Here is a 21,322-nt window from a genome sequence, read left to right on the forward strand (position 1 = left end):
CACACGGCCCTGGGCTCGCACCGCGCATCTTGGCGCGGTCCGAGCCCTGTGCTCACATCGAGGTGCCTACGTCTGGGATATCAGAGCTGGTTTCCGACGAAGACGGTGAGGTCGACGAGTCGGTTGGAGTAGCCCCACTCGTTGTCGTACCAGCCGAGGATCTTGACCGAGTTGCCCTCCTGGACCATGGTCAGCGAGGAGTCGAAGGTGCAGGACGCCGGGTCGCTGACGATGTCCGAGGAGACGATCGGGTCCTCGGTGTAGGCCAGGTAGCCCTTGAGGTCGCCGTCCTCGGAGGCCTTCTTGAACGCGGCGTTGACCTCGTCCTTGGTGACCTCGCGCTGCAGCGTCACGACCAGGTCGGTGGCCGAGCCGGTCGGGACCGGGACGCGCATGGCGATGCCGTCCAGCTTGCCCTTGAGCTGCGGCAGGACCAGGGCGGTGGCCTTGGCGGCACCGGTCGTGGTCGGGATGATGTTCTCCGCGGCGGCGCGGGCGCGGCGCAGGTCGGAGTGCGGGAAGTCCAGGATGCGCTGGTCGTTGGTGTACGCGTGGACCGTCGTCATCAGGCCCTTGACGATGCCGAAGTTCTCGTCGAGGACCTTGGCCATCGGCGCCACACAGTTGGTGGTGCAGGAGGCGTTGGAGATGACGTGGTGCTGCGCCGGGTCGTACTTCTCCTGGTTGACGCCCATCACGATGGTGATGTCCTCGTCCTTGGCCGGAGCCGAGATGAGGACCTTCTTCGCGCCACCGGCGATGTGCTTCTCGGCGTCGGCCTTCTTGGTGAAGATGCCGGTCGACTCGATGACGATGTCGACGCCCAGCTGACCCCAGGGGATGTCGGCCGGGTTGCGCTCGGAGAGCACCTTGATGGTGCGACCGTCGACGGTGATGGTGTCTGCCGTGTGGGTGACCTCGGCCTTGAGGCGTCCCAGGATCGTGTCGTACTTCAGCAGATGGGCAGTGGTCGCGGTGTCACCCAGGTCGTTGACAGCCACGATCTCGATGTCGGCACCCTGCTCGAGCAGCGCGCGGAAGTAGTTGCGACCGATGCGGCCAAAGCCGTTGATGCCTACGCGGATCGTCACGAACCGATCTCCTCGTGAGAGTACGCCGGGTTTCGACGCCGGCGAGATTCTTTTTTAGGGATGTCCCCGACCGCTTACGACCCTACCTCTCCCATCGGCTCAGAGTGACATCGCGTGCGGCAGGAAAGGCCCGGGATCGCACCGTGGCCCGTTATTACCGACGGGTTCGGGCCACGATGCGGTTTTCGTCCCGATCACTGACTGTGATCAATAGTGCGGGCCGCCGCTCAGCCGTGCACGGCTGCGAGCGCCTTTCGGATCAACCTGCCGCGGTCGGTCGCGCTGGGCACGTGTTCGAGCCCGAAACCGAGCAGTGCGGTGTCACGGGTGGTGACGGCGGCCTGGGAGTGGAAGAGCCCCGCGGAGCGGGTCCAGTCGGCCGCGTTCCCGGGGCTGCCGGCCGGCGGACCCGGTACGGACCACGCGCCGAGCGCGGTCTCGAAGCCCTCCTTCTGGCCCGGCGTGCCGCCGACGACGAGCGCGGTGTCGTCGACGAAGGCGCCCATCTCCCCTGTGCCGGGGTCGGAGATGTACGAGATCGACAGCTCGACCTGCTTGCCCGCGTAGGCGCTCAGGTCGACCGAGGCCTGCCGCCAGCCGTTGGAGGGGCCGGTGAAGGCGTTCCAGGAGCCGGTGGTGCCGGTGGTGGCGCAGCCGTCCTCGCCGACGGTCAGGTAGCGGGCGAGGAAGGGGTGGCCCTGGACGTAGTAGCCCTCGCCGCAGTCGGCCGGGGCGGCGGTGGAGGTGCCGCCGTTGGCGTCGGGCAGCGTGGTCCAGTCGTCCTGGCCGACGGTGTGGGCCTCGACGACGAGGTTGTCGTAGCCGGGTTCGGTGTCGTAGCTGACCTGGAAGCGCAGGCTGGGGCTGTCGGCCGCGGTGACGCCGGTGAGGTCGACGGTGCGGCTGAGCCGGGCCCAGGTGTCGTCGGCGTGCCGGACGGCGGCGAACTGCGTGCCCTCGTACGGCTCGAAGGGGGTGCGGACGCCCGGGTAGTCGCCGGCGGACCGGCTGCTGCCGAACTGGGGGAACTGGCGCGGCGCCAGGGTGTCCGAGGTGACGGTGAACGCGCCGGCGTTGTCCAGCGGGTTGCCGTTCGCGCCGCCGAGACCGGCGGTGACGCCGGCGAAGCCGCCGGATCCGGCGAAGGACGGCGGGCCGTTGAGCCCGGCCCGGTGGTAGGCGCCGAGGTAGTACTGGGCGAAGTCGTTGGAGGTGGCCCGTCCGATGTCGACGAGACCGCCCGACTTCTCACCGGCGTTGACCAGCTTGCCGCCCTCGTTGAGGTACTCGCGCACGGCCAGTGTGACGGGCCCGGAGGGGGCTTCGGCGCCGGTGTACCAGACGACCGTACGGAAGTGGCTCAGGACGCCCAGCGGGTCGGGGACGCCCTGGGTGGCGACGTCCCAGACGGCGGCCTTGCGGCCGTTGTCGGCGAGCGCCTTCACATAGGCGGCGGTGTGGGTCGCGGCGGCCGTGCCGCCCTCCTCGGCGAGCACGAGCACGTCCCCGCGCGGCCGCTCGGCCACGGTGTACGTGAACGGGGTGGAGGCGGTCGCCCGGCCCTCGCGGGTGCGGGCGGTGAACCAGACCTGGACGGTGTCGCCCGGTTCGGCGTCCTCGACCTCGGCGCGGTACTGGTCGAAGTAGAGGTTGTCCTCGCCGCCGTAGGTCTCGCCGCCCCGCCAGGCGTCCAGGCGTTCGGTGTGCGTACGGCCGCCGTTGATCCGGTACTTCAGCTCCTTGCCGCGCAGCGACTTGCGGGCGGTCACGGAGACCTCCTGGTCGCCGCCGCGGGCGTAGGAGGTGGTGAAGGCGGCCGGGGTGAAGTCGGGGGCGTCGAGGCCGGTGACGGAGACGGGCCGGTCCGGGTGGGCGGCGGTCTCGGCGACGGCGAGCGCGAACGGCACGTTCTTCGCGAACTCGGCCTGGATCAGCTTCTCGTCGTCCGGGAAGGTGAAGACGGAGGCGCAGTCCGCGGGCTCCCAGGCGTCGTTCGGGTCGACGCGGGAGACGGTGGCGCAGGTCGACATCTCCGGGGTGAACATCTGCATGCCGTTGACGTTCGCCGCGTGCCCGTCGGCCTCGCCGTTGGTGGTGTACAGCTCGGAGGAGACCTGCGGCCGGTAGCCGGGGACCGCGGACTTCTCCGGGGTGCCGGCGAGGGACTTGAGCGCCACGTCGTCGGGGGTGTCGGTGGCGACCTGCCAGCCGACTCCGTAGAGCAGCAGCTGGGCGGCGGAGTGGTAGTTGATGCCGTACTGGAAGCCGATGCGCCTCTGGAAGGCGTCGAGCGCCTTGGTCTCGGGCTCGGACATCGGGCCGGTGCCGCGGAAGGTCTCGTCGGCCGGGTCGGGCGACGAACCCTCGTTGTCGTAGCCCCACTTGTAGGCGAAGTTACGGTTGAGGTCGACGCCGTCGCCGGGGGCGACGCGGCCGTCGCCGTCGTTGTCGCGGAGGTTCTTGCGCCACTGGCGGTTCGCGGGGTCGGCGTGGGTGAAGTCGTAGCCGTCCGGGTTGGCGGAGAGCACGAACCACAGCTCGGTGGAGTCGACGATCTTCGTGATCCGCGGGTCCGTGCCGTAGCCGTCGAGGTAGTGGTGCATCAGCCGCCGGGTCATTTCGGGGGTGATCCACTCACGGGCGTGCTGATTGGACATGTACAGGGTCGCGGGCTTCGAGCCGTCCCTGGCCTTCTTGGCGCCCTTGGTGACCTTCAGGGCAAGGATGTCCTGGCCGCCGAGGGACTTGCCGATGGAGACGAGCTTGGTGACGTCCGGATGGGCCTGGGCGGTGGCGAGGATCTCCTCCTTGAGCCCGCCCTTCCCGCTGTACGGGCGGAAGACGCCGTCCCCCGCGCCCGCGACCCGCTTCTCGGCCTGGGCGGAGAGGGTGTGCTCGGTGAGTTCGACGCCCTCGCCGCGCAGTTGCCCGGCCTGCTTGTCCGTCAGGTGGAGCTCGACGGTGGCGGAGCCCTTCTCCGGCACCTGCTCGGTCAGCTCGTGACCGTCGGTGCCCGCTTCGAGGAGGAGCGGCACCTGTTCCTTGGTGACCTTCGCCCGCCATACGGAGAGGGCGTCGCCGCCGCCCGCGTCCTGAGGTTCCGCTCCGGCGACGGGTGCCGCCACGAGCCCCGCGATCACCAGCGAACCCGCCGCGAGGACCGCTCTCGCTCTGCGCCTCATAAGCCCCCCTTGCTGTTGTCTGCCACGAAAGAGAACAGACGCCAGGCTGATCACCATTCATGATCATGTCAAGGGTGCCATGCGCGCCGAACGAGTGCTGCCGGTGCCTCAGAAAGGCACCGGCAGCAGTCGGTTGAGCTCAAGGGCTGAGCGGCTGAGCGGCTGAGCGGCTGAGACAGCTTCAGCCGACGAGGCTGTCGTCCAGCTCCTCCGTCAGAGTCGACTCCGTCCCGGGGATGCCGAGGTCCTGCGCCCGCTTGTCGGCCATCGCGAGCAGACGGCGGATCCGGCCCGCGACCGCGTCCTTGGTCAGCGGCGGCTCGGCGAGCGCGCCCAGCTCCTCCAGGGAGGCCTGCTTGTGCTCCATGCGCAGCCGGCCCGCGGCCGCGAGGTGCTCGGGCACCTCCTCGCCGAGGATCTCCAGGGCGCGCCCCACCCGGGCACCGGCGGCGACCGCCGCGCGCGCCGAGCGGCGCAGGTTGGCGTCGTCGAAGTTGGCCAGCCGGTTCGCCGTCGCCCGGACCTCGCGGCGCATCCGCCGCTCCTCCCAGGCGAGCACCGACTCGTGCGCCCCGAGCCGGGTCAGCAGGGCGCCGATCGCGTCGCCGTCACGGACGACCACGCGGTCCACGCCCCGTACCTCACGGGCCTTCGCGCCGATGCTCAGCCGGCGCGCCGCGCCCACCAGGGCCAGCGCGGCCTCCGGGCCGGGGCAGGTCACCTCCAGGGAGGAGGAGCGCCCGGGCTCGGTGAGCGAGCCGTGCGCCAGGAAGGCGCCGCGCCAGGCCGCCTCCGCGTCACAGGTGGCACCCGAGACGACCTGCGGGGGCAGTCCGCGGATCGGGCGGCCCCTGCCGTCGACCAGGCCGGTCTGCCGGGCCAGCTGGTCGCCGCCCGCCACCACCCGTACGACGAAGCGGGAGCCGCGCCGCAGGCCGCCGGGGGCCATCACGATCAGCTCCGAGCTGTGCCCGAAGATCTCCAGGATGTCCCGCTTGAGGCGCCGTGCCGCCATCGCGGTGTCCAGCTCCGCCTCGATCACGATCCGCCCGCTCACCAGGTGCAGACCGCCCGCGAACCGCAGGATCGACGAGACCTCTGCCTTCCTGCAGCAGGTCCGGGTGACGGGAAGCCGGGAGATCTCGTCCTTCACCGCTGCCGTCATCGCCATGGGCCGATCCTTCCATGCATCCGAAAAATACGGTCGTACGCGGCGGCCAACAGCTCCGGATCATGCTTCGGGAGACCGTCGGCACGGGCCACCGGCGCCAGCTCGACCGCGGCACCGAGCCGCTTGGCGGCATCGGCGAGGGACTCGCGATCGGGCACGGCGGCCTCGTCGGCCAGCACCACGTCCAGGGCGAGTTTAGGGGCGTGTCGTCCCAAAACCTCCAAATGACGCTGCGGAGAGAACCCCTCTGTTTCTCCGGGTTGCGGCGCGAGGTTCAGCGAGAGGACCTTGCGGGCCTTGGTCTCGGTCAGCGCGTCGAGCAGCTCGGGCACGAGCAGGTGCGGGATCACCGAGGAGAACCAGGAGCCCGGGCCGAGCACCACCCAGTCCGCGTCCCGGACGGCGGCGACGGCCTCCGGCACGGCCGGCGGGTCGTGCGGGACGAGGTGCACCGACTGCACGTCCCCGGGCGTGAGCGCCACCGTGGCCTGACCGCGGACCGTGTCCACGTCGTCCGGGCGCGCCGGGTCGTGCCCCTTGACCAGGGCCTGGAGCTCCAGCGGTACGGCGGACATCGGCAGCACCCGGCCCTGCGCCCCGAGCAGCTTGCCGACCAGGTCCAGGGCGAGCACATGGTCGCCGAGCTGCTCCCAGAGCGCGACGATCAGCAGATTGCCGACCGCGTGCTCGTGCAGGTCGCCCTTGGACTGGAAGCGGTGCTGGATGACCCGGGACCAGGTCTGGCCCCAGTCGTCGTCCCCGCAGAGCGCGGCGAGCGCCTTGCGCAGGTCACCGGGGGGCAGCACGCCCAGCTCCTCCCGGAGCCGGCCGCTTGAGCCGCCGTCGTCGGCGACGGTGACCACGGCGGTCAGGTCGCCGGTGATCCGGCGCAGCGAGGCGAGGGAGGCCGACAGGCCCATGCCCCCGCCCAGCGCGACGACCTTGGGCTGGGCGCCGCGCCTGCGGAGCGTACGGACCGAGAGGGTGGACGTACGCCGGCGGTACGGCTTCACTCGCGCCCCATGTCCCGGTGGACGACGACGGTCTCGACCCCTTCCGCGGCGAGGCGGGCGGCGAGCTTCTCGGACGTGGCGACCGAGCGGTGCTTGCCGCCCGTGCAGCCGACGGCGATGGTCACGTATCGCTTGCCCTCGCGGCGGTAGCCCGCGGCGATCATCTGGAGCAGCTCGGTGTAGCGGTCGAGGAACTCCTTGGCCCCGGGCTGGTTGAAGACGTACGCCGAGACCTCCTCGTTGAGCCCGGTGAAGGGGCGCAGCTCGGGGACCCAGTGCGGGTTGGGCAGGAAGCGCATGTCGACGACGAGGTCGGCGTCGACGGGCAGCCCGTACTTGAACCCGAAGGACATGACGGTGGCCCGCAGCTCCGGCTCCTCGTCGCCGGCGAACTGGGCGTCCATCTTGGCGCGCAGCTCGTGGACGTTGAGGCTGGAGGTGTCGATCACAAGGTCGGCGTCGCCGCGCAGCTCGCGCAGCAGGTCCCGCTCGGCGGCGATGCCGTCGGTGATGCGGCCGTCGCCCTGGAGCGGGTGCGGCCTGCGGACCGACTCGAACCGCCTGACCAGGGCCTCGTCGGAGGACTCCAGGAAGACGATCCGCCGGGTCACCTGCTGGGCGTCGAGGGCGGCGAGGGATTCCCGCAGGGCGTCGAAGAACTGCCGGCCGCGGACGTCGACGACGACGGCGATCCGGGCCACATTGCCCTGGGAACGGGCGCCGAGCTCCACCATGGTGGGGATCAGCGCGGGCGGCAGGTTGTCGACGACGAACCAGCCGAGGTCCTCCAGGCACTTCGCCGCGGTGGACCGGCCGGCGCCGGACATGCCGGAGATGATCACCAGCTCGGGGATGGCCGCCGCGTCGGCGGTCTCACCGGCCTCCTTCGTGCCCGTACTCACGTTTCCTGCTCCGTCTTCTCGCTGCTCTTCGTGCTCTGCTTGCTGCTGTTCGTGTAGCTGATCGTGCTCTTCGTGCTTCTCGTGCTCGGTCATGCGGTGGTGCCCCCGTCGTCTTCCATGATCTCTCCTGTGGCCGTGTTCACGGCGGGTGCGGCCGGAGCCGCCTGGGCGAGAGCCACGGCCACGGCTTCGGCCGTCTTCCTGCCCATGCCGGGCACCTCGCAGATCTGCTCGATTGTCGCCTGCCGGAGCCGCTTCACCGAGCCGAAATGCTTGATCAACGCCTGTTTGCGGGTATCGCCGAGGCCGGGGACCGCGTCCAGGGGGCTGCTCCGGACCCGCTTGTTCCGCTTCGAGCGCTGGTAGCGGATGGCGAAGTCGTGAGCCGTGTCACGTACCCGCTGAAGGAGGTAGAGACCCTCGCTGGAGCGCGGCAGGACGACCGGGTCGTCGTCGCCGGGCAGCCAGACCTCCTCCAGGCGCTTGGCGAGGCCGCAGACGGCGATGTCGTCGATGCCCAGCTCGTCCAGGGCCCGCCGGGCGGCGGCGACCTGCGGCTGCCCGCCGTCGACGACGACGAGCTGGGGCGGGTACGCGAAGCGCTTGGGGCGACCGTCGTCGACGGGCACCTCGCCGGAGCCGTTCACGGGCCGGTCGGCGGCGTCCGTGCTGTCGGCGGTGTCGGCGGTGTCCACCGCATCGCCGTCGGCGTCGACGGCCACGCCCTCCTGGCCCCACTCCCCCGTCTTCTCCTTCTCGGCGAGGTAGCGCTTGAAGCGGCGGCTGATCACCTCGTGCATCGAGCGGACGTCGTCCTGGCCCTCGAAGCCCTTGATCTGGAAGCGGCGGTACTCGCTCTTGCGCGGCAGCCCGTCCTCGAAGACGACCATGGACGCCACGACGTCCTGCCCCTGGAGGTGCGAGATGTCGAAGCACTCGATCCGCAGCGGCGCCGAGTCCAGGTCCAGGGCCTCGGCGATCTCCTCCAGGGCACGGGAGCGGGTGGTCAGGTCGCTGGCGCGCTTGGTCTTGTGCAGCACGAGCGCCTGCTGGGCGTTGCGCGCGACCGTCTCCATCAGGTCCCGCTTGTCCCCGCGCTGCGGGACACGCAGGGAGACCTGGGAGCCGCGGCGGCCGCTCAGCCACTGGGCGACGGCCTCGGCGTCCTCGGGCACGGCAGGGACGAGGACCTCCTTGGGGACCGCGTCGCCGCTCTCCTCGCCGTACAGCTGCTGGAGCGCGTGCTCGACGAGGCCGGCCGTCGAGACGGCCTCGACCTTGTCCGTGACCCAGCCGCGCTGGCCGCGCACCCGGCCGCCCCGGACGTGGAAGATCTGGACGGCGGCCTCCAGCTCGTCCTCGGCGAGGGCGATCAGGTCGGCGTCGGTGGCGTCGGCGAGGACGACCGCGTTCTTCTCCATGGCGCGCCGCAGCGCCCCTATGTCGTCGCGGAGCCTGGCGGCCTTCTCGTACTCCATCTCCTCGGCCGCGGCCATCATCTGCTGCTCCAGGCGGCGGATGTACGTGCCGGTGCGGCCGGCCATGAAGTCGCAGAACTCCTCGGCCAGTTCGCGGTGCTCGCCGGGGGTGACCCGGCCGACGCAGGGGGCGGAGCACTTGCCGATGTAGCCGAGGAGGCAGGGGCGTCCGGCGGAGGCCGCGTTACGGAACACCCCGGCGGAGCAGGTCCGTACGGGGAAGACGCGGAGCATCAGGTCGACGGTCTCGCGGATGGCCCACGCGTGGGCGTACGGGCCGAAGTAGCGCACGCCCTTCTTCTTGTGGCCGCGCATGACCTGGACGCGGGGGAACTCCTCGTTCAGGGTCACCGCGAGGTAGGGGTAGCTCTTGTCGTCCCGGTACTTGACGTTGAACCGGGGGTCGTACTCCTTGATCCAGGAGTACTCCAGCTGGAGCGCCTCGACCTCGGTCGAGACGACGGTCCACTCGACGGAGGCGGCCGTCGTGACCATCGTGGCCGTGCGCGGGTGCAGGCTCGCGAGCGGCTGGAAGTAGTTCGCCAGCCGCTGGCGCAGGGACTTCGCCTTCCCGACGTAGATCACCCGGCCGTGCTCGTCGCGGAATTTGTAGACCCCCGGCGAGTCGGGGATCTGCCCCGGCTTGGGGCGGTAGCTGGAGGGGTCGGCCATGTTCCCCACCCTACTGGCGGGGGCCGACACTCCGACCGCGCGCGCTCGTTGGCCGGGCATGACGACGGAAGCGCGGGGACGGTCGACGGCGGGGCGGGCGACGGGGACGGCGGGGCGGCTCGCGGGCCGGGTGTGCGTGATCACGGGGGCGGCCAGCGGGATCGGGCGGGCGACGGCGCTGCTCTTCGCCCGGGAGGGCGCGCGCGTGGTCGCCGCCGACCTGGACGAGGAGCGGCTCGCGACGCTGGACGAGGCCATGGTGCGGGTGGTCGGCGACGTCTCCCGGGAGGAGGACGCCCGCCGGATGATCGCGACGGCGGTGGAACGGTTCGGCCGGCTCGACGTCCTGGTGGCGAACGCCGGCCTCATCCCGCTGTCCGACGTCCTGGAGGCGACCGGGGAGGAGTGGGACCGGGTCATGGCCGTGGACGGCAAGGGCACGTTCCTGACCTGCAAGTACGCGATCGAGACGATGGCCGGGCAGGAGGGCGGCGGGGCGATCGTGTGCACCTCGTCGATCTCCGGCGTGGCCGGGCAGGCCCGCCAGGCGGTCTACGGCCCGGCCAAGTTCGTGGCCTCGGGCCTGACGAAGCACCTGGCGGTCGAATGGGCGGACCGCGGGATCCGGGTCAACGCGGTGGCCCCGGGCACGATCGAGACGGAACGAGTAGCGGCGGCCAGAACGGAGCCGGGCGGCCCGGAGTACCTGTCGGAGATCGTCGCCCTGCACCCCATGGGCCGCTTCGGCACCCCGGAGGAGGTCGCGGCGGCCATCCTCTTCCTCTCCTCGGACGAGGCGTCCTTCATCACGGGGGTGGTGCTGCCTGTGGACGGGGGGTATCTGGCGCGGTGAGCGGGGGGCGGCGGGGAGGGGGCGGGTACAGGGGGCGCGGACCGATACCCAGAGTGCAGGCCGATACCCGGGTGGGGACCGGGTACCGGCCTGCGGGCGGTGTCAGGCGGGGTGACCGGGGGTGCGCCCCGGTACGCCGCCTGCGGCGCCGTGTCAGGTGGGGTGCCTGGGGGTGCGGCCCCGGGTACCCCGCCTACGGCGCGGTGTCAGGCCGTTGGCCTGTGGCGGCGCCATGTGCGGGTGGCGATGAGGGCGAGGGCCAGGGCCGCGCCCGCGCCCGCCGTGCCGGAGGCGACCGTGACGAGGGGCTCGTCGTGGGCCGCGGCCGGGGTGTCGTAGCCGCCGGCCGTGCCCTTGCGGGCGTACGCGGAGCCGGGCAGCTTGTCCCCGTAGGCCCGGGCGACCCGGTCCCGGTACGCGGTCAGGCTCGTCCCGTTCTTCCCGACCGCCCGCACCGCGTCCTCGTCCAGCGGGAGCACCTTCGCGCCCTTCTGGACGTACCACGCGTCGATCTGCGGCTCGCGGAAGACGATCCCGCCGGGCAGCGCCCTCACGCCCTGCGCCGCGTAGCGGATCTCGTCGTCGCCGGTGGCGATGTTCACCACCTGCCAGCCGCCGCCCGCCTGCCGCACTGTCCACAGGGACGCCGTCTGACCGTCCGAGGCGACCGCCTTGCTGGCGTGGAACTCGACCCGGGCGACCGGCGCGCCCGCCTTCCCGGCCACGAAGTCCGGCGAGAGCACCCGCACCGGGACGGACGCGCCCTCGACACGGGGCTGCGCCGCAGAGCGGGCGACGGCTCCGTCGCGGGCGAAGAACCGGGAGAGCGTCTCCAGGGTCTCGGGGGCGGACGCCGCCTTCTCCGGCGTCGCGGCAGGGGGCGGCACGTCGGCCGCGGTGGCCGCGGCGGCCGGCACCGCGCCCAGGCCGACGAGAGCGACGAGCGCCGCGAGGGCGGCGGCGGACAGGAACCCGGCTCTGGTGGCACGTACGTTCATCGTCGTCACGCCCCTATCCGGTAGAGCGAGTGCGTCCACGAGAAGGAGCTGTTGTCCACGTACCAGGCGTGCGAGGCCCAGTTGTAGCGGTCGCTGGAGGGCCAGGGGTCGCCCCAGTAGACCCAGCTGTCGGCGTCGTCGTAGCCGTAGATCACGTGCATGTGCCCGCCGCCGCTCGACCACTGGATCCGCGTCTCGATCGGGCGGTCCGCGTTGATCTCGGTCTGTACGGTCGGGTAGCGCAGCCAGCCCGTCACGTACGAGCCGGGGTTGACGCCCGCCCAGCGCAGGCCGGTCTGCACATTGCCGAGCGTGGCCTGATTGTTGGGGCAGTCGTAGCCCTGCTGGCGGTTGAAGGCGGCGTTGCAGAACTGGTTCTGGCTGTAGTTCCGGCCGAACCAGGTGGCGATCGTGTTGCCGGCGGCGGCCCAGCACCAGTTGGTCTTCTGCTGCGCCTGCATGGTGATGTTCAGCCGCTTGTACCCGAGGACGGAGACGTCATCGGTGGTCGGCGCGGCGGTCGCCGACGACATGGGGAGCAGGAAGAGGGCGGCAGCGGCGAGTGCCGCCAGGGACAGCTTTCTACTGCGCATCGCGTTCCTCCCGAGGCGGGGGGTGGGGATGTGGGGAGTCGGAGGAGCGCGTCCGGACGCTGCTGAGGAGCATCGAACGTTGTCCGGATCCGGTCAACACGCTTCAATGCGGGATGACGGCGGGCTGTGAACGGTGTGACCCGGGTGTGAACGCACCCCCTCGCGCCATCTGCGGGCCCGCCCCCGGCGCCGCGAGGGTGCACCGGCGTGGTCGTGAACGTTCACTGAGGAGTCCCGTGGGGCACACCGAGGCCGATCTGGTGCAGTTGCTGCACACCGGACCGTTCCATCTGGCGCTGCGCACGGCCTTCGCGGTGCGCGGCCTGCCGCTCCAGCGGGTGCAGCACCATCTCGCCCACCGGGGCGTCAAGGTCGGGGTGACCAGCCTCAGTTACTGGCAGCAGGGCGCCCGCCGCCCGCAGCGGCCGGAGTCGATGAAGGCCGTCCGCGCGCTGGAGGAGGTGCTCCAGCTGCCGGACAACTCGCTGATCCGGCTGCTGACGGAGGACACGGTGGCGCGCGGCGACGTGGAGCGGCCGGCGGCCCGTTCGTACCGCTCGCTGGTGGAGGCCTCGGGGGCGGTGGAGGCGCTGCTCGCCGAGCTGGAGTCGCCCGTGGACGGCGGGCTGCACACGGTCGGCCATCACGAGCGGGTCCGGATCGGGCCGGGGCGGGAGCTGGTGGGGCGGGAGTCGCAGCACGTGGTGCGGGCGCACCGGGACGGCATCGACCGCTATCTGGCCATCCACCACGGCGACCCGGGCTGTGACCCCGCGCGCGTGGAGGTCCGGGCGACGGAGAACTGCCGTACGGGGCGGGTGCGGTGGCACGCGGAGACCGGGGTGGTCGTCGCGGAGCTGCTGTTCGACGCGCGGCTGCGGGCCGGGGAGACGTACCTCTTCGGCTACGGCTTCGAGGACGGGACCGGCGGACCGAGCGGCGAGTACGTCCGGGGGTTCAGCTTCGGGGGCGGACAGTACGTGCTGCAGGTGCGGTTCGACGAGGCGGCGCTGCCGGTACGGTGCCGGCGCTTCGCGCAGGCGTCGGCGGGGGCGCCGCGCGGTGGCCGCTCGGACCTGACACTGAGCGGCCGGCACCGCGCGGTGCATGTGGTGGAGCAGGGGGTACGGCCGGGAATCCTGGGAATCGACTGGGACTGGTCGTAGGCACGCGCGCGTGGGCTACGCCTCCGGCTCACGCTTCCGGGCCTTATGCTTCCCGGCTCTACGCCTCCGTGCCCTACGCCCCCGGGCTTACGCCTCTGGTCCCGCGACGAGCTTCCCGCCCTCGACCCGGACGGGGACCTCGGGCAGCGGGACGGTCGCCGGGCCTTGGAGGGCCTTGCCGGTGGTGACGTCGAAGCGGCTGCCGTGGCAGGGGCAGTTGCCCTCGTTGTTCTCGATCTTGTCGAGGACGCAGCCGGCGTGGGTGCACTGGGCGCTGAAGGCCTTGTACTGGCCCTCGGCCGGGCAGCTCACCAGGACCCGCTGCTCGCGGTAGAGCCTGGCCCCGCCGACGGGCACGTCCTCGGGGGCGCCGAGGGTCACCGGGGCGGTCGGGGTCGGGACCTGGGCGTGCCCGAGCTTGGAGTCCGTGGAGCAGGCGGCGACACCCAGCCCGGCGGCACCGGCGAGGGCGGCGCCTTTCAGTACGGTGCGGCGGGCGGACTGGCCGGACATGTGCGCTCCACGGTGGGATCGGGGCAAGGGGTGACCGAACCGACGATACCGGCGCCTCCTCGGGGGCCTGCGCGGGGGCTGTCGTGGCCGGTGGGGCATGGGTTACGTTCACGGCGTGATCGTCGTCGCCGGTGAGTCCTTGATCGATCTGGTCCCGGACGGGGCCGCCGGGCCGCTGCCCGCGCTGGTTCCGCGGCGGGGCGGGGGCCCGTACAACACGGCCGTGGCCCTCGGCCGGCTGGGAGCCCCGGTCACCTTCTGCTCACGGGTGTCGACGGACGCGTTCGGCGAGGCGCTGATGGACGGGCTGCGGGCGGCGGGGGTGGGGACCGGGCTCGTGCAGCGCGGCCCGGAGCCGACGACGCTCGCGGTCGCCTCGGTGGGAGCGGACGGCTCCGCGGAGTACGGCTTCTACGTCGAGGGCACGGCCGACCGCCTCTTCGCCCTGCCGGAGCGGCTGCCGGACGAGGTGCGGGCGATCGCGTTCGGCACCTGTTCACTGGCCCTTGAGCCGGGGGCGAGCGCGTACGAGGCGCTGCTGCGGCGGGAGTCGGAGCGGGGCGTCCTGACGCTCCTGGACCCGAACATCCGGCCGGGCCTGATCCCGGACGCGGCCGCCTACCGCGAGCGCTTCGCGTCCTGGCTGCCGTACGTCTCGCTCCTGAAGCTCTCGGAGGAGGACGCGACGTGGCTGGGCGGCACCCCGGCGGAGTGGCTGGAGCGGGGTCCGTCGGCGGTCGTCGTGACGCGCGGCGGGGCGGGCATGACGGTGCACACCCCGACCGCCGAGGTGTCGGTACCGGCGGTACAAGTCGAGATCAAGGACACGATCGGCGCGGGCGACACCGTGAACGCCGCACTCCTCCACGGCCTGTCCACCCGCCCCCTACCGACCCTGACCCGAGAGTCCTGGTCCACCCTCCTGACCTACGCGGCCAAGGCCGCAGCCCTCACCTGCACCCGCCCGGGCGCGGAACCCCCGTACGCGAACGAGCTGGGGTAGACGGGCCACGCGCACACGGCGAGGCGCGTGTCGGGGCTCTGCCCCCGGCTACGTGTGTCGGGGGTCCGGGGGCTGGCCCCCGGTTTCGGGGAGGGGCGGGGTGGGGGTAGGCCCGCCGCCGGGGCCGACCTGCCGCCCGGGCGGCCCCCCCCCCCCCCCGCCCCCGCACCCGGGGGGGCGGGGCCCCGCCCGGTGGCTGGTGGGGGGGGGGGGGGGGGGGGGGGGGGGGGTTGGGGGGGGGGGGGGGGGGGGGGCACGGCCCGCCGCAGGCGCCGACCTCCGCGCCGCCCTCCCCCACCCCACCCCGGCCCGTCACGCCTTGCGGGCCCGCGCCGCCGTCTTCTTCGCGGGCGCCGCCTTCTTCGCGGCCACCTTCTGCGCGGCCACCTTCTTCACCGGCGCCTTCTTCGCGGCCCTGGACGCGCCCCGCGCCGCCGGCACGCTCGCGTCGCTGATGCGGTCCGCGCCCAGGATCTCGCGGAGGAACTTGCCGGTGTGGCTCGCCGGGACGGACGCGACCTCCTCCGGCGTGCCCTCGGCGATCACCAGACCGCCGCCGCTGCCGCCCTCCGGGCCCATGTCGACGACCCAGTCCGCGGTCTTGATGACATCGAGGTTGTGCTCGATGACGATCACCGAGTTCCCCTTGTCGACCAGACCCGACAGGACCTTGATCAGCTTCGAGATGTCCTCGAAGTGCAGACCCGTCGTCGGCTCGTCCAGGACGTAGACCGTGCGCCCCGTCGACCGCTTCTGGAGCTCGGAGGCGAGCTTCACGCGCTGCGCCTCGCCACCGGAGAGCGTCGGCGCGGACTGGCCGAGCCGGACGTACCCGAGGCCGACCTCGTTGAGCGTGCGCAGGTGGCGCGCGATCGTCGGGACCGCCTCGAAGAAGCCCAGGGCCTCCTCGATCGGCATGTCCAGGACCTCGGCGATGGACTTGCCCTTGTAGTGGACCTCCAGGGTCTCCCGGTTGTACCGGGCACCGTGGCAGACCTCGCACGGGACGTAGACGTCCGGCAGGAAGTTCATCTCGATCTTGATCGTGCCGTCGCCGGAGCAGTTCTCGCAGCGGCCGCCCTTGACGTTGAAGGAGAACCGGCCCGGCAGATAGCCGCGTACCTTCGCCTCCATCGTCTCGGCGAACAGCCTGCGGACGTGGTCGAAGACTCCGGTGTACGTCGCCGGGTTCGACCGCGGGGTGCGGCCGATCGGCGACTGGTCGACGTGCACGACCTTGTCGACGAGGTCGTCGCCGTCCACGCGCGTGTGCCGCCCGGGCACCGACTTGGCGCCGTTCAGCTCGCGCGCCAGGTGGGTGTAGAGGATGTCGTTGACCAGCGTGGACTTGCCCGAGCCGGAGACGCCGGTGACGGCTGTGAGGACGCCCAGCGGGAACGAGACGTCGATGTCCTGGAGGTTGTTCTCCCGGGCGCCGTGCACGGTGAGCCGGCGCGTGGGGTCCACGGGGCGGCGGATGTCCGGCGTCCCGATGGCCCTGCGCCCGGACAGGTACTGCCCGGTCATCGACTCCTCGTTGGCGAGCAGCTCCTTCAAGGGGCCGGAGTGGACGACCTTGCCGCCGTGCTCACCCGCGCCGGGGCCGATGTCGACGACCCAGTCGGCGACCTTGATGGTGTCCTCGTCGTGCTCGACCACGATGAGCGTGTTGCCCATGTCCCGGAGCCGGACCAGGGTCTCGATGAGCCGGTGGTTGTCGCGCTGGTGGAGGCCGATGGACGGCTCGTCCAGGACGTAGAGCACGCCGACCAGACCGGAGCCGATCTGCGTGGCGAGCCGGATGCGCTGGGCCTCGCCGCCGGAGAGGGTGCCGGCCGCGCGGTTGAGGGAGAGGTAGTCGAGGCCGACGTCGACCAGGAACCGCAGCCGCTCGTTGACCTCCTTCAGGACCCGCTCGGCGATCTTCTTGTCGCGGGCGTTCAGCTTCAGGCGGCCGAGGAAGTCGGCGCACTCGCTGATCGACATCGCGGCGACCTCGGCGATCGACCGCTCCATGACCGTGACGGCCAGGACGATCGGCTTCAGGCGCGTGCCCTCACAGGTGGGGCAGGGCACCTCGCGCATGTAGCCCTCGAAGCGCTCGCGGCTGGAGTCGCTCTCGGCCTCGCTGTGCCGCCGCTTGACGAAGGAGACGGCGCCCTCGAAGGCCGGGGTGGTGTACGCCCGCTCGCGTCCGTACCGGTTGCGGTAGCGGACCTCGACCTGGGTCTTGTGGCCGTGCATCAGGGCCTTCTTGGCCCGGGCCGGCAGCGCGGCGTACGGCAGGTCCGTGCGGAAGCCGAGCGCCTGGGAGAGGCCGCCGATGAGCCGGCCGAAGTACTCCTTGGTGTGGCCGTGGGACCAGGGGTGGATGGCGCCCTCGTCGAGCGAGCGGTCCTCGTCCGGGACGATCAGCTCGGGGTCGACCTCCATGCGGGTGCCGATGCCGGTGCAGTCCGGGCAGGCGCCGAAGGGCGAGTTGAAGGAGAAGGAGCGCGGCTCCAGCTCCTCGAAGGAGAGGTCGTCGTACGGGCAGTAGAGGTGCTCCGAGTACATCCGCTCGCGCTCGGGGTCGTCCTCGGCGAGGTCGACGAAGTCCAGGACGACCATGCCGCCGGAGAGCCCGAGGGCCGTCTCGACGGAGTCGGTGAGCCGACGCTTGGCGCTGTCCTTCACGGTGAGGCGGTCGACGACCACCTCGATCGTGTGCTTCTCCTGCTTCTTCAGCGTGGGCGGCTCGGTGAGCTGGATGGTCTGCCCGTCGACCCGCGCCCGGCTGTAGCCCTTGGTCTGGAGGTCGGCGAAGAGGTCGACGAACTCGCCCTTGCGCTCGCGCACGAGCGGCGAGAGGACCTGGAAGCGGCTGCCCTCGGGCAGCTCCAGGACCTTGTCGACGATGGCCTGCGGCGACTGGCGGGAGATCGGGCGGCTGCACTCGGGACAGTGGGGCTTGCCGATGCGCGCGAAGAGCAGCCGGAGGTAGTCGTAGACCTCGGTGATGGTGCCGACCGTCGAGCGCGGGTTGCGCGAGGTCGACTTCTGGTCGATGGAGACGGCGGGCGAGAGACCCTCGATGAAGTCGACGTCCGGCTTGTCCATCTGGCCGAGGAACTGCCGGGCGTACGACGAGAGCGACTCGACGTACCGGCGCTGCCCCTCGGCGAAGATCGTGTCGAACGCGAGGGAGGACTTGCCCGACCCCGACAGCCCGGTGAAGACGATGAGGGAGTCGCGGGGGAGGTCGAGCGAGACGTTCTTGAGGTTGTGCTCGCGAGCGCCACGAACGATGAGACGGTCGGCCACGCCGGTCCGCACCTTTCTTGAGAGAGCGGAGGCACAGAAGTGCGGGTCGCAGATATGCCTGGAAGTACCTGGATGTGCCTGAGTACCCAACAACCAAGGATGCCGGATGCTTCCACCGAGCCTATAGCACGCACATTCGATTTCCGGCCGCACTCCGACCGCTTCACCCGAACGAGTGGCGGCGCTAGGGTCGGCCCCATGATCGACCACGTGCGTGACCTGGCCTCTGTACGCGAAGCGACCGAACGACTCCTCGACGCGGCCGCCTCCCTGGACAACGCGGCGCTCGCCGAGCCGTCACGGCTTCCCGGCTGGACACGCGGCCATGTCCTGGCCCACATCGCCCGCAACGCCGACGCCCTGGTGAACGTTCTCCAGGGCCGCCCCATGTACGCGGACGGCGCCACCCGCGACGCCGACATCGAGCGGGACGCCCCGCGCGCCCTGGCCGCGCAACTGGCCGACGTCCGCGAGACCGCAGACCGCTTCCAGGCCGTGGGCGCGGAGCCCGCCGACTGGGAGCGGACCGTGGAGCTCCGCAACGGCGTCACCGACCGGGCCGCCCGCATCCCCTTCCGCCGCTGGGTGGAGGTGGACCTGCACCACGTCGACCTCGGCATCGGCTACGAGCTGGCGGACCTGCCGGAGGAGTTCATGCTGCGGGAGATCGACTTCCTCGCCGACCGCTGGTCGGGCCGCCCCGACGTCCCGCCGGTGACGCTCCGGCTCGGGTACGAGGAGAACAGCCCCAGCTGGCACACCGGCGGCGACAAGGGCGACCCCGTCGTCCTGGGCGGCACCCGCGCCGATCTGCTCGGCTGGCTCTCCGGCCGCGGCGAGAAGGGCGCCCACCTCGCCGTCCTCACGGGCGACCACCTCCCGGAGCTCCCGCCCCTGTAGTCCCCGCCGTTGGGCCCCCGCCTGTCGGTGCCCGGCGATAGGCTGAGCCCATGACGTACAGCGGAGCTGTGAAGGTCGGCGGGCCCGCCGATGTGCACGAGCTGACGGACCTGATGATCTCCAAGGTCGCCGTCGGCCCGATGGACAACAACGCGTATCTGCTGCGCTGTCGGGCGACCGGCGAGCAGCTCCTGATCGACGCGGCCAACGAGGCCCACACGCTCCTGACGCTGATCGGTGACGACGGCATCGCGTCCGTCGTCACCACCCACCAGCACGGCGACCACTGGCAGGCACTCGCCGAGGTGGTCGCGGCGACCGGGGCGCGGACGTACGCGGGCGCGTACGACGCGGAGGGCATCCCCGTCCCGACGGACGTCCTGGTCGAGGACGGCGACACGATCACGGTCGGCCGGGTCACGCTGACCGCCCGCCACCTCGTCGGGCACACGCCCGGCTCGATCGCGCTCGTCTACGACGACCCGCACGGCCACCCGCACGTCTTCACCGGCGACTGCCTGTTCCCCGGCGGCGTCGGCAACACGTGGAAGGACCCGAAGGCCTTCGCGAGCCTGATCCAGGACGTGGAGACCAAGCTCTTCGCGGTCCTGCCGGACGAGAGCTGGGTGTATCCCGGCCACGGCAAGGACACCACGCTCGGTGACGAGCGGCCGAGCCTGCCCGCGTGGCACGCGCGCGGCTGGTGACAGCCCCCGGGCCGGTCTGACCGGCGGAGGCGCACGGTCGATCACCGCGTGCTTCCGCGCGCCCCCGTAACCGCTGCGGACGCCGGGTAGTTGGCGCGACATGCGCCACAGTCACTCTCCGCGTCCGTCCCCGGACCCGGACTCGCCCGCCGATCCACACGCTCCTGCCGCTCCGGACTCTCCCGACGGCCCGGACTCTCCCGACGGCCCGGACGCTCTCGACGGCCCAGATGGTCTCGATGGTCCGGGCGCGCTCGATACTCCGGGCGCGCTCGATGTTCCCGGCGCTCGGAGCGCTCCGAGCGCTTCGGACAGCAAGGGCTCCCCGGCCTCCCCCGCCGCGCCGTCCATGGCGCGGCTCGCCGCCGCCTCGCTCGTCGGGACGGCCATCGAGTTCTTCGACTTCTTCGTCTACGGGACCGCCGCCGCGCTCGTCCTCGGGCCGCTCTTCTTCCCGACCTTCTCCCCCGTCGCCGGGACCCTCGCCGCCTTCGGCACCTTCGCCGTCGGTTTCGTGGCCCGGCCGCTCGGCTCCGTGCTCTTCGGCCACATCGGCGACCGGTACGGACGGCGCCCGGTCATGTTCGCCTCGCTGGTGCTCACCGGCTGCGCCACGGTGGCGGTCGGTCTTGTCCCGACGTACGCGACCCTCGGCATCGCCGCCCCCGTCCTGCTGCTCGTCCTGCGCTTCCTGCAGGGGCTCGGCCTGGGCGGCGAATGGGGCGGTGCCGTGCTGCTCACCGCCGAGCACGCGCCGGAGCGGCGCCGGGGGCTGTGGGCGAGCTTCCCGCAGGTCGGCCCGCCGGTCGGCTTCCTGCTCGCGAACGGCGTGATGCTGGTGCTGTCGGCCACGCTCACCGACGCCCAGTTCCGGGACTGGGGCTGGCGCGTGCCGTTCTGGGCGGCCGGGGTGCTCGCGGCGGGCGGGCTGCTGCTGCGCTCCTCGCTCCACGAGACCCCGCAGTTCGAGGAGCTGAGCAAGACCGGGCGGCGGGCGAACGCCCCACTCACCGAGGTGGCGCGCGACCACTGGCGCCTGGTTCTGCTCACGGCGGGGGCGCTCGCCGTCGGGTACGCCGTCTTCTACACGGTCTCCACCTGGGCCCTGGCCTACGGCACCGAGCGTCTTGGGGTCAGCCGTACGACCATGCTGGTCTGCATCATGGCGGCGGTGGCGATCTCGGGGATCGTGACTCCGCCGGCGGCGATGCTGGGCGACCGCTACGGCCGCCGCCCGCTCTGCCTGTTCGGCTGCGCGGCCTCGGCGGCGTGGATGTTCCCGATGATCGCCCTGCTGCACACGGGGCGGCCCCTGCTGATGTTCCTCGGCTTCGCGGGCGCGCTGCTGGCCTTCATCACGATGTTCGCGGTGGTCGCGGCGTACCTGCCCGAGCTCTACGAGCCGAGGGTGCGGTGCACGGGCGCGGCCGTCGGCTACAACCTGGCGGGGGTGCTGGGCGGGGCACTGACGCCGATCCTGGCGACGGCGCTGTCCGGGGGCGCGGGCCCGCCCTGGGGCGTGGCGGCGTATCTGACGGTGGTCGCGCTGGTGAGCCTCGGCTGCTTCGCCCTGCTGCCGGAGACCGCGCCGACCCGGTCGAAGGTGCCGGAGCCGGAGCCGGTTACCGCGTAGGGCTTGCCCTAGCCGGTTCCCGCGTAAGGCCTGCCCGCGTAGCACCGCGGCCGGATACGCGACGCGGCCGGTGCGGGCGGTGGTGTGGACCCCCCCCCCCCCCCGGGGCTGTGCAAACCTCGACGAACCCCAAAGGCGCCCTAC

General features: G+C 71.9%; 16 protein-coding genes. 6 read left to right on the plus strand and 10 right to left on the minus strand.

What is annotated here, in order from left to right:
• Window positions 1-80: 80 nt before the first annotated feature.
• The 6 genes from gap to uvrC all read right to left on the minus strand — a co-directional run bounded on the left by gap (window position 81) and on the right by uvrC (window position 9,509).
• Window positions 81-1,091 (minus strand): type I glyceraldehyde-3-phosphate dehydrogenase, encoded by a 1,011-nt coding sequence (gene gap / locus ACFWRO_RS27065; protein WP_384514114.1) that lies wholly within the window; start codon window positions 1,089-1,091, stop codon window positions 81-83.
• Window positions 1,092-1,318: 227 nt separating this feature from the next.
• Window positions 1,319-4,273, minus strand: coding sequence for a M14 family zinc carboxypeptidase (locus ACFWRO_RS27070; RefSeq protein WP_384514116.1), 2,955 nt, complete (start codon window positions 4,271-4,273; stop codon window positions 1,319-1,321).
• 181 nt (window positions 4,274-4,454) lie between these two features.
• The gene (whiA, locus tag ACFWRO_RS27075; protein WP_384514117.1) at window positions 4,455-5,444 is read right to left on the minus strand and encodes a DNA-binding protein WhiA; all 990 of its coding nucleotides are present in this window, start codon (window positions 5,442-5,444) and stop codon (window positions 4,455-4,457) included.
• Complete coding sequence (gene yvcK / locus ACFWRO_RS27080) at window positions 5,435-6,457, minus strand: uridine diphosphate-N-acetylglucosamine-binding protein YvcK (protein ID WP_384514119.1); 1,023 nt, start codon at window positions 6,455-6,457, stop codon at window positions 5,435-5,437. Before yvcK ends, whiA begins: the two co-directional genes overlap by 10 nt.
• The gene (gene rapZ, locus ACFWRO_RS27085; RefSeq protein ID WP_384514121.1) at window positions 6,454-7,452 is read right to left on the minus strand and encodes an RNase adapter RapZ; all 999 of its coding nucleotides are present in this window, start codon (window positions 7,450-7,452) and stop codon (window positions 6,454-6,456) included. Before rapZ ends, yvcK begins: the two co-directional genes overlap by 4 nt.
• On the minus strand, window positions 7,449-9,509 hold the full coding sequence (gene uvrC / locus ACFWRO_RS27090) for an excinuclease ABC subunit UvrC (protein ID WP_384514123.1): 2,061 nt from the start codon (window positions 9,507-9,509) through the stop codon (window positions 7,449-7,451). The genes rapZ and uvrC overlap by 4 nt, the downstream gene beginning before the upstream one ends.
• Window positions 9,510-9,567: 58 nt before the next feature.
• On the opposite strand from uvrC, the gene ACFWRO_RS27095 reads away from it, so the two are divergent.
• Window positions 9,568-10,362, plus strand: coding sequence for an SDR family NAD(P)-dependent oxidoreductase (locus ACFWRO_RS27095; RefSeq protein WP_384514125.1), 795 nt, complete (start codon window positions 9,568-9,570; stop codon window positions 10,360-10,362).
• Between the two features lie 206 nt (window positions 10,363-10,568).
• Here ACFWRO_RS27095 and ACFWRO_RS27100 read toward each other — a convergent pair whose 3' ends face one another.
• Together ACFWRO_RS27100 and ACFWRO_RS27105 are read right to left on the minus strand one after the other, a co-directional pair.
• Window positions 10,569-11,369 carry a hypothetical protein gene (locus ACFWRO_RS27100; protein ID WP_384514126.1) on the minus strand — a complete coding sequence of 267 codons (801 nt, stop codon included), beginning with the start codon at window positions 11,367-11,369 and terminating at the stop codon, window positions 10,569-10,571.
• Window positions 11,366-11,953, minus strand: coding sequence for a papain-like cysteine protease family protein (locus ACFWRO_RS27105; protein ID WP_384514128.1), 588 nt, complete (start codon window positions 11,951-11,953; stop codon window positions 11,366-11,368). Before ACFWRO_RS27105 ends, ACFWRO_RS27100 begins: the two co-directional genes overlap by 4 nt.
• A gap of 236 nt (window positions 11,954-12,189) precedes the next feature.
• Here ACFWRO_RS27105 and ACFWRO_RS27110 point away from each other — a divergent pair, with 236 nt between their 5' ends.
• Window positions 12,190-13,119, plus strand: a complete 930-nt coding sequence (locus ACFWRO_RS27110) for a hypothetical protein (protein ID WP_384514130.1) — start codon at window positions 12,190-12,192, stop codon at window positions 13,117-13,119.
• Between the two features lie 87 nt (window positions 13,120-13,206).
• On the opposite strand, the gene ACFWRO_RS27115 is transcribed toward ACFWRO_RS27110, so the two are convergent.
• The gene (locus ACFWRO_RS27115; RefSeq protein ID WP_384514132.1) at window positions 13,207-13,632 is read right to left on the minus strand and encodes a Rieske (2Fe-2S) protein; all 426 of its coding nucleotides are present in this window, start codon (window positions 13,630-13,632) and stop codon (window positions 13,207-13,209) included.
• A gap of 115 nt (window positions 13,633-13,747) precedes the next feature.
• Here ACFWRO_RS27115 and ACFWRO_RS27120 point away from each other — a divergent pair, with 115 nt between their 5' ends.
• Window positions 13,748-14,635 carry a carbohydrate kinase gene (locus ACFWRO_RS27120; RefSeq protein ID WP_384514134.1) on the plus strand — a complete coding sequence of 296 codons (888 nt, stop codon included), beginning with the start codon at window positions 13,748-13,750 and terminating at the stop codon, window positions 14,633-14,635.
• Window positions 14,636-14,947: 312 nt separating this feature from the next.
• Here the strand turns inward: ACFWRO_RS27120 and uvrA are convergent, their stop codons facing one another.
• Window positions 14,948-17,938 (minus strand): excinuclease ABC subunit UvrA, encoded by a 2,991-nt coding sequence (uvrA, locus tag ACFWRO_RS27125; RefSeq protein WP_384514136.1) that lies wholly within the window; start codon window positions 17,936-17,938, stop codon window positions 14,948-14,950.
• 198 nt (window positions 17,939-18,136) lie between these two features.
• Between uvrA and ACFWRO_RS27130 the strand changes: the two genes are divergently transcribed.
• From ACFWRO_RS27130 to ACFWRO_RS27140, 3 genes are all read left to right on the plus strand, one after another.
• Window positions 18,137-18,838 carry a maleylpyruvate isomerase family mycothiol-dependent enzyme gene (locus ACFWRO_RS27130; RefSeq protein ID WP_384514138.1) on the plus strand — a complete coding sequence of 234 codons (702 nt, stop codon included), beginning with the start codon at window positions 18,137-18,139 and terminating at the stop codon, window positions 18,836-18,838.
• Between the two features lie 50 nt (window positions 18,839-18,888).
• Window positions 18,889-19,545: an MBL fold metallo-hydrolase gene (locus tag ACFWRO_RS27135; protein WP_384514140.1), complete on the plus strand. Its 657-nt coding sequence runs from the start codon at window positions 18,889-18,891 to the stop codon at window positions 19,543-19,545.
• Window positions 19,546-19,894: 349 nt separating this feature from the next.
• A complete protein-coding gene (locus ACFWRO_RS27140) occupies window positions 19,895-21,178 on the plus strand; it encodes an MFS transporter (protein ID WP_384514142.1) in 1,284 nt (427 codons plus the stop codon).
• Window positions 21,179-21,322: the final 144 nt, after the last annotated feature.

Origin of the sequence: Streptomyces sp. NPDC058579 (genome assembly GCF_042718575.1) — a bacterium.
In the GTDB taxonomy this organism is placed as follows: domain Bacteria; phylum Actinomycetota; class Actinomycetes; order Streptomycetales; family Streptomycetaceae; genus Streptomyces.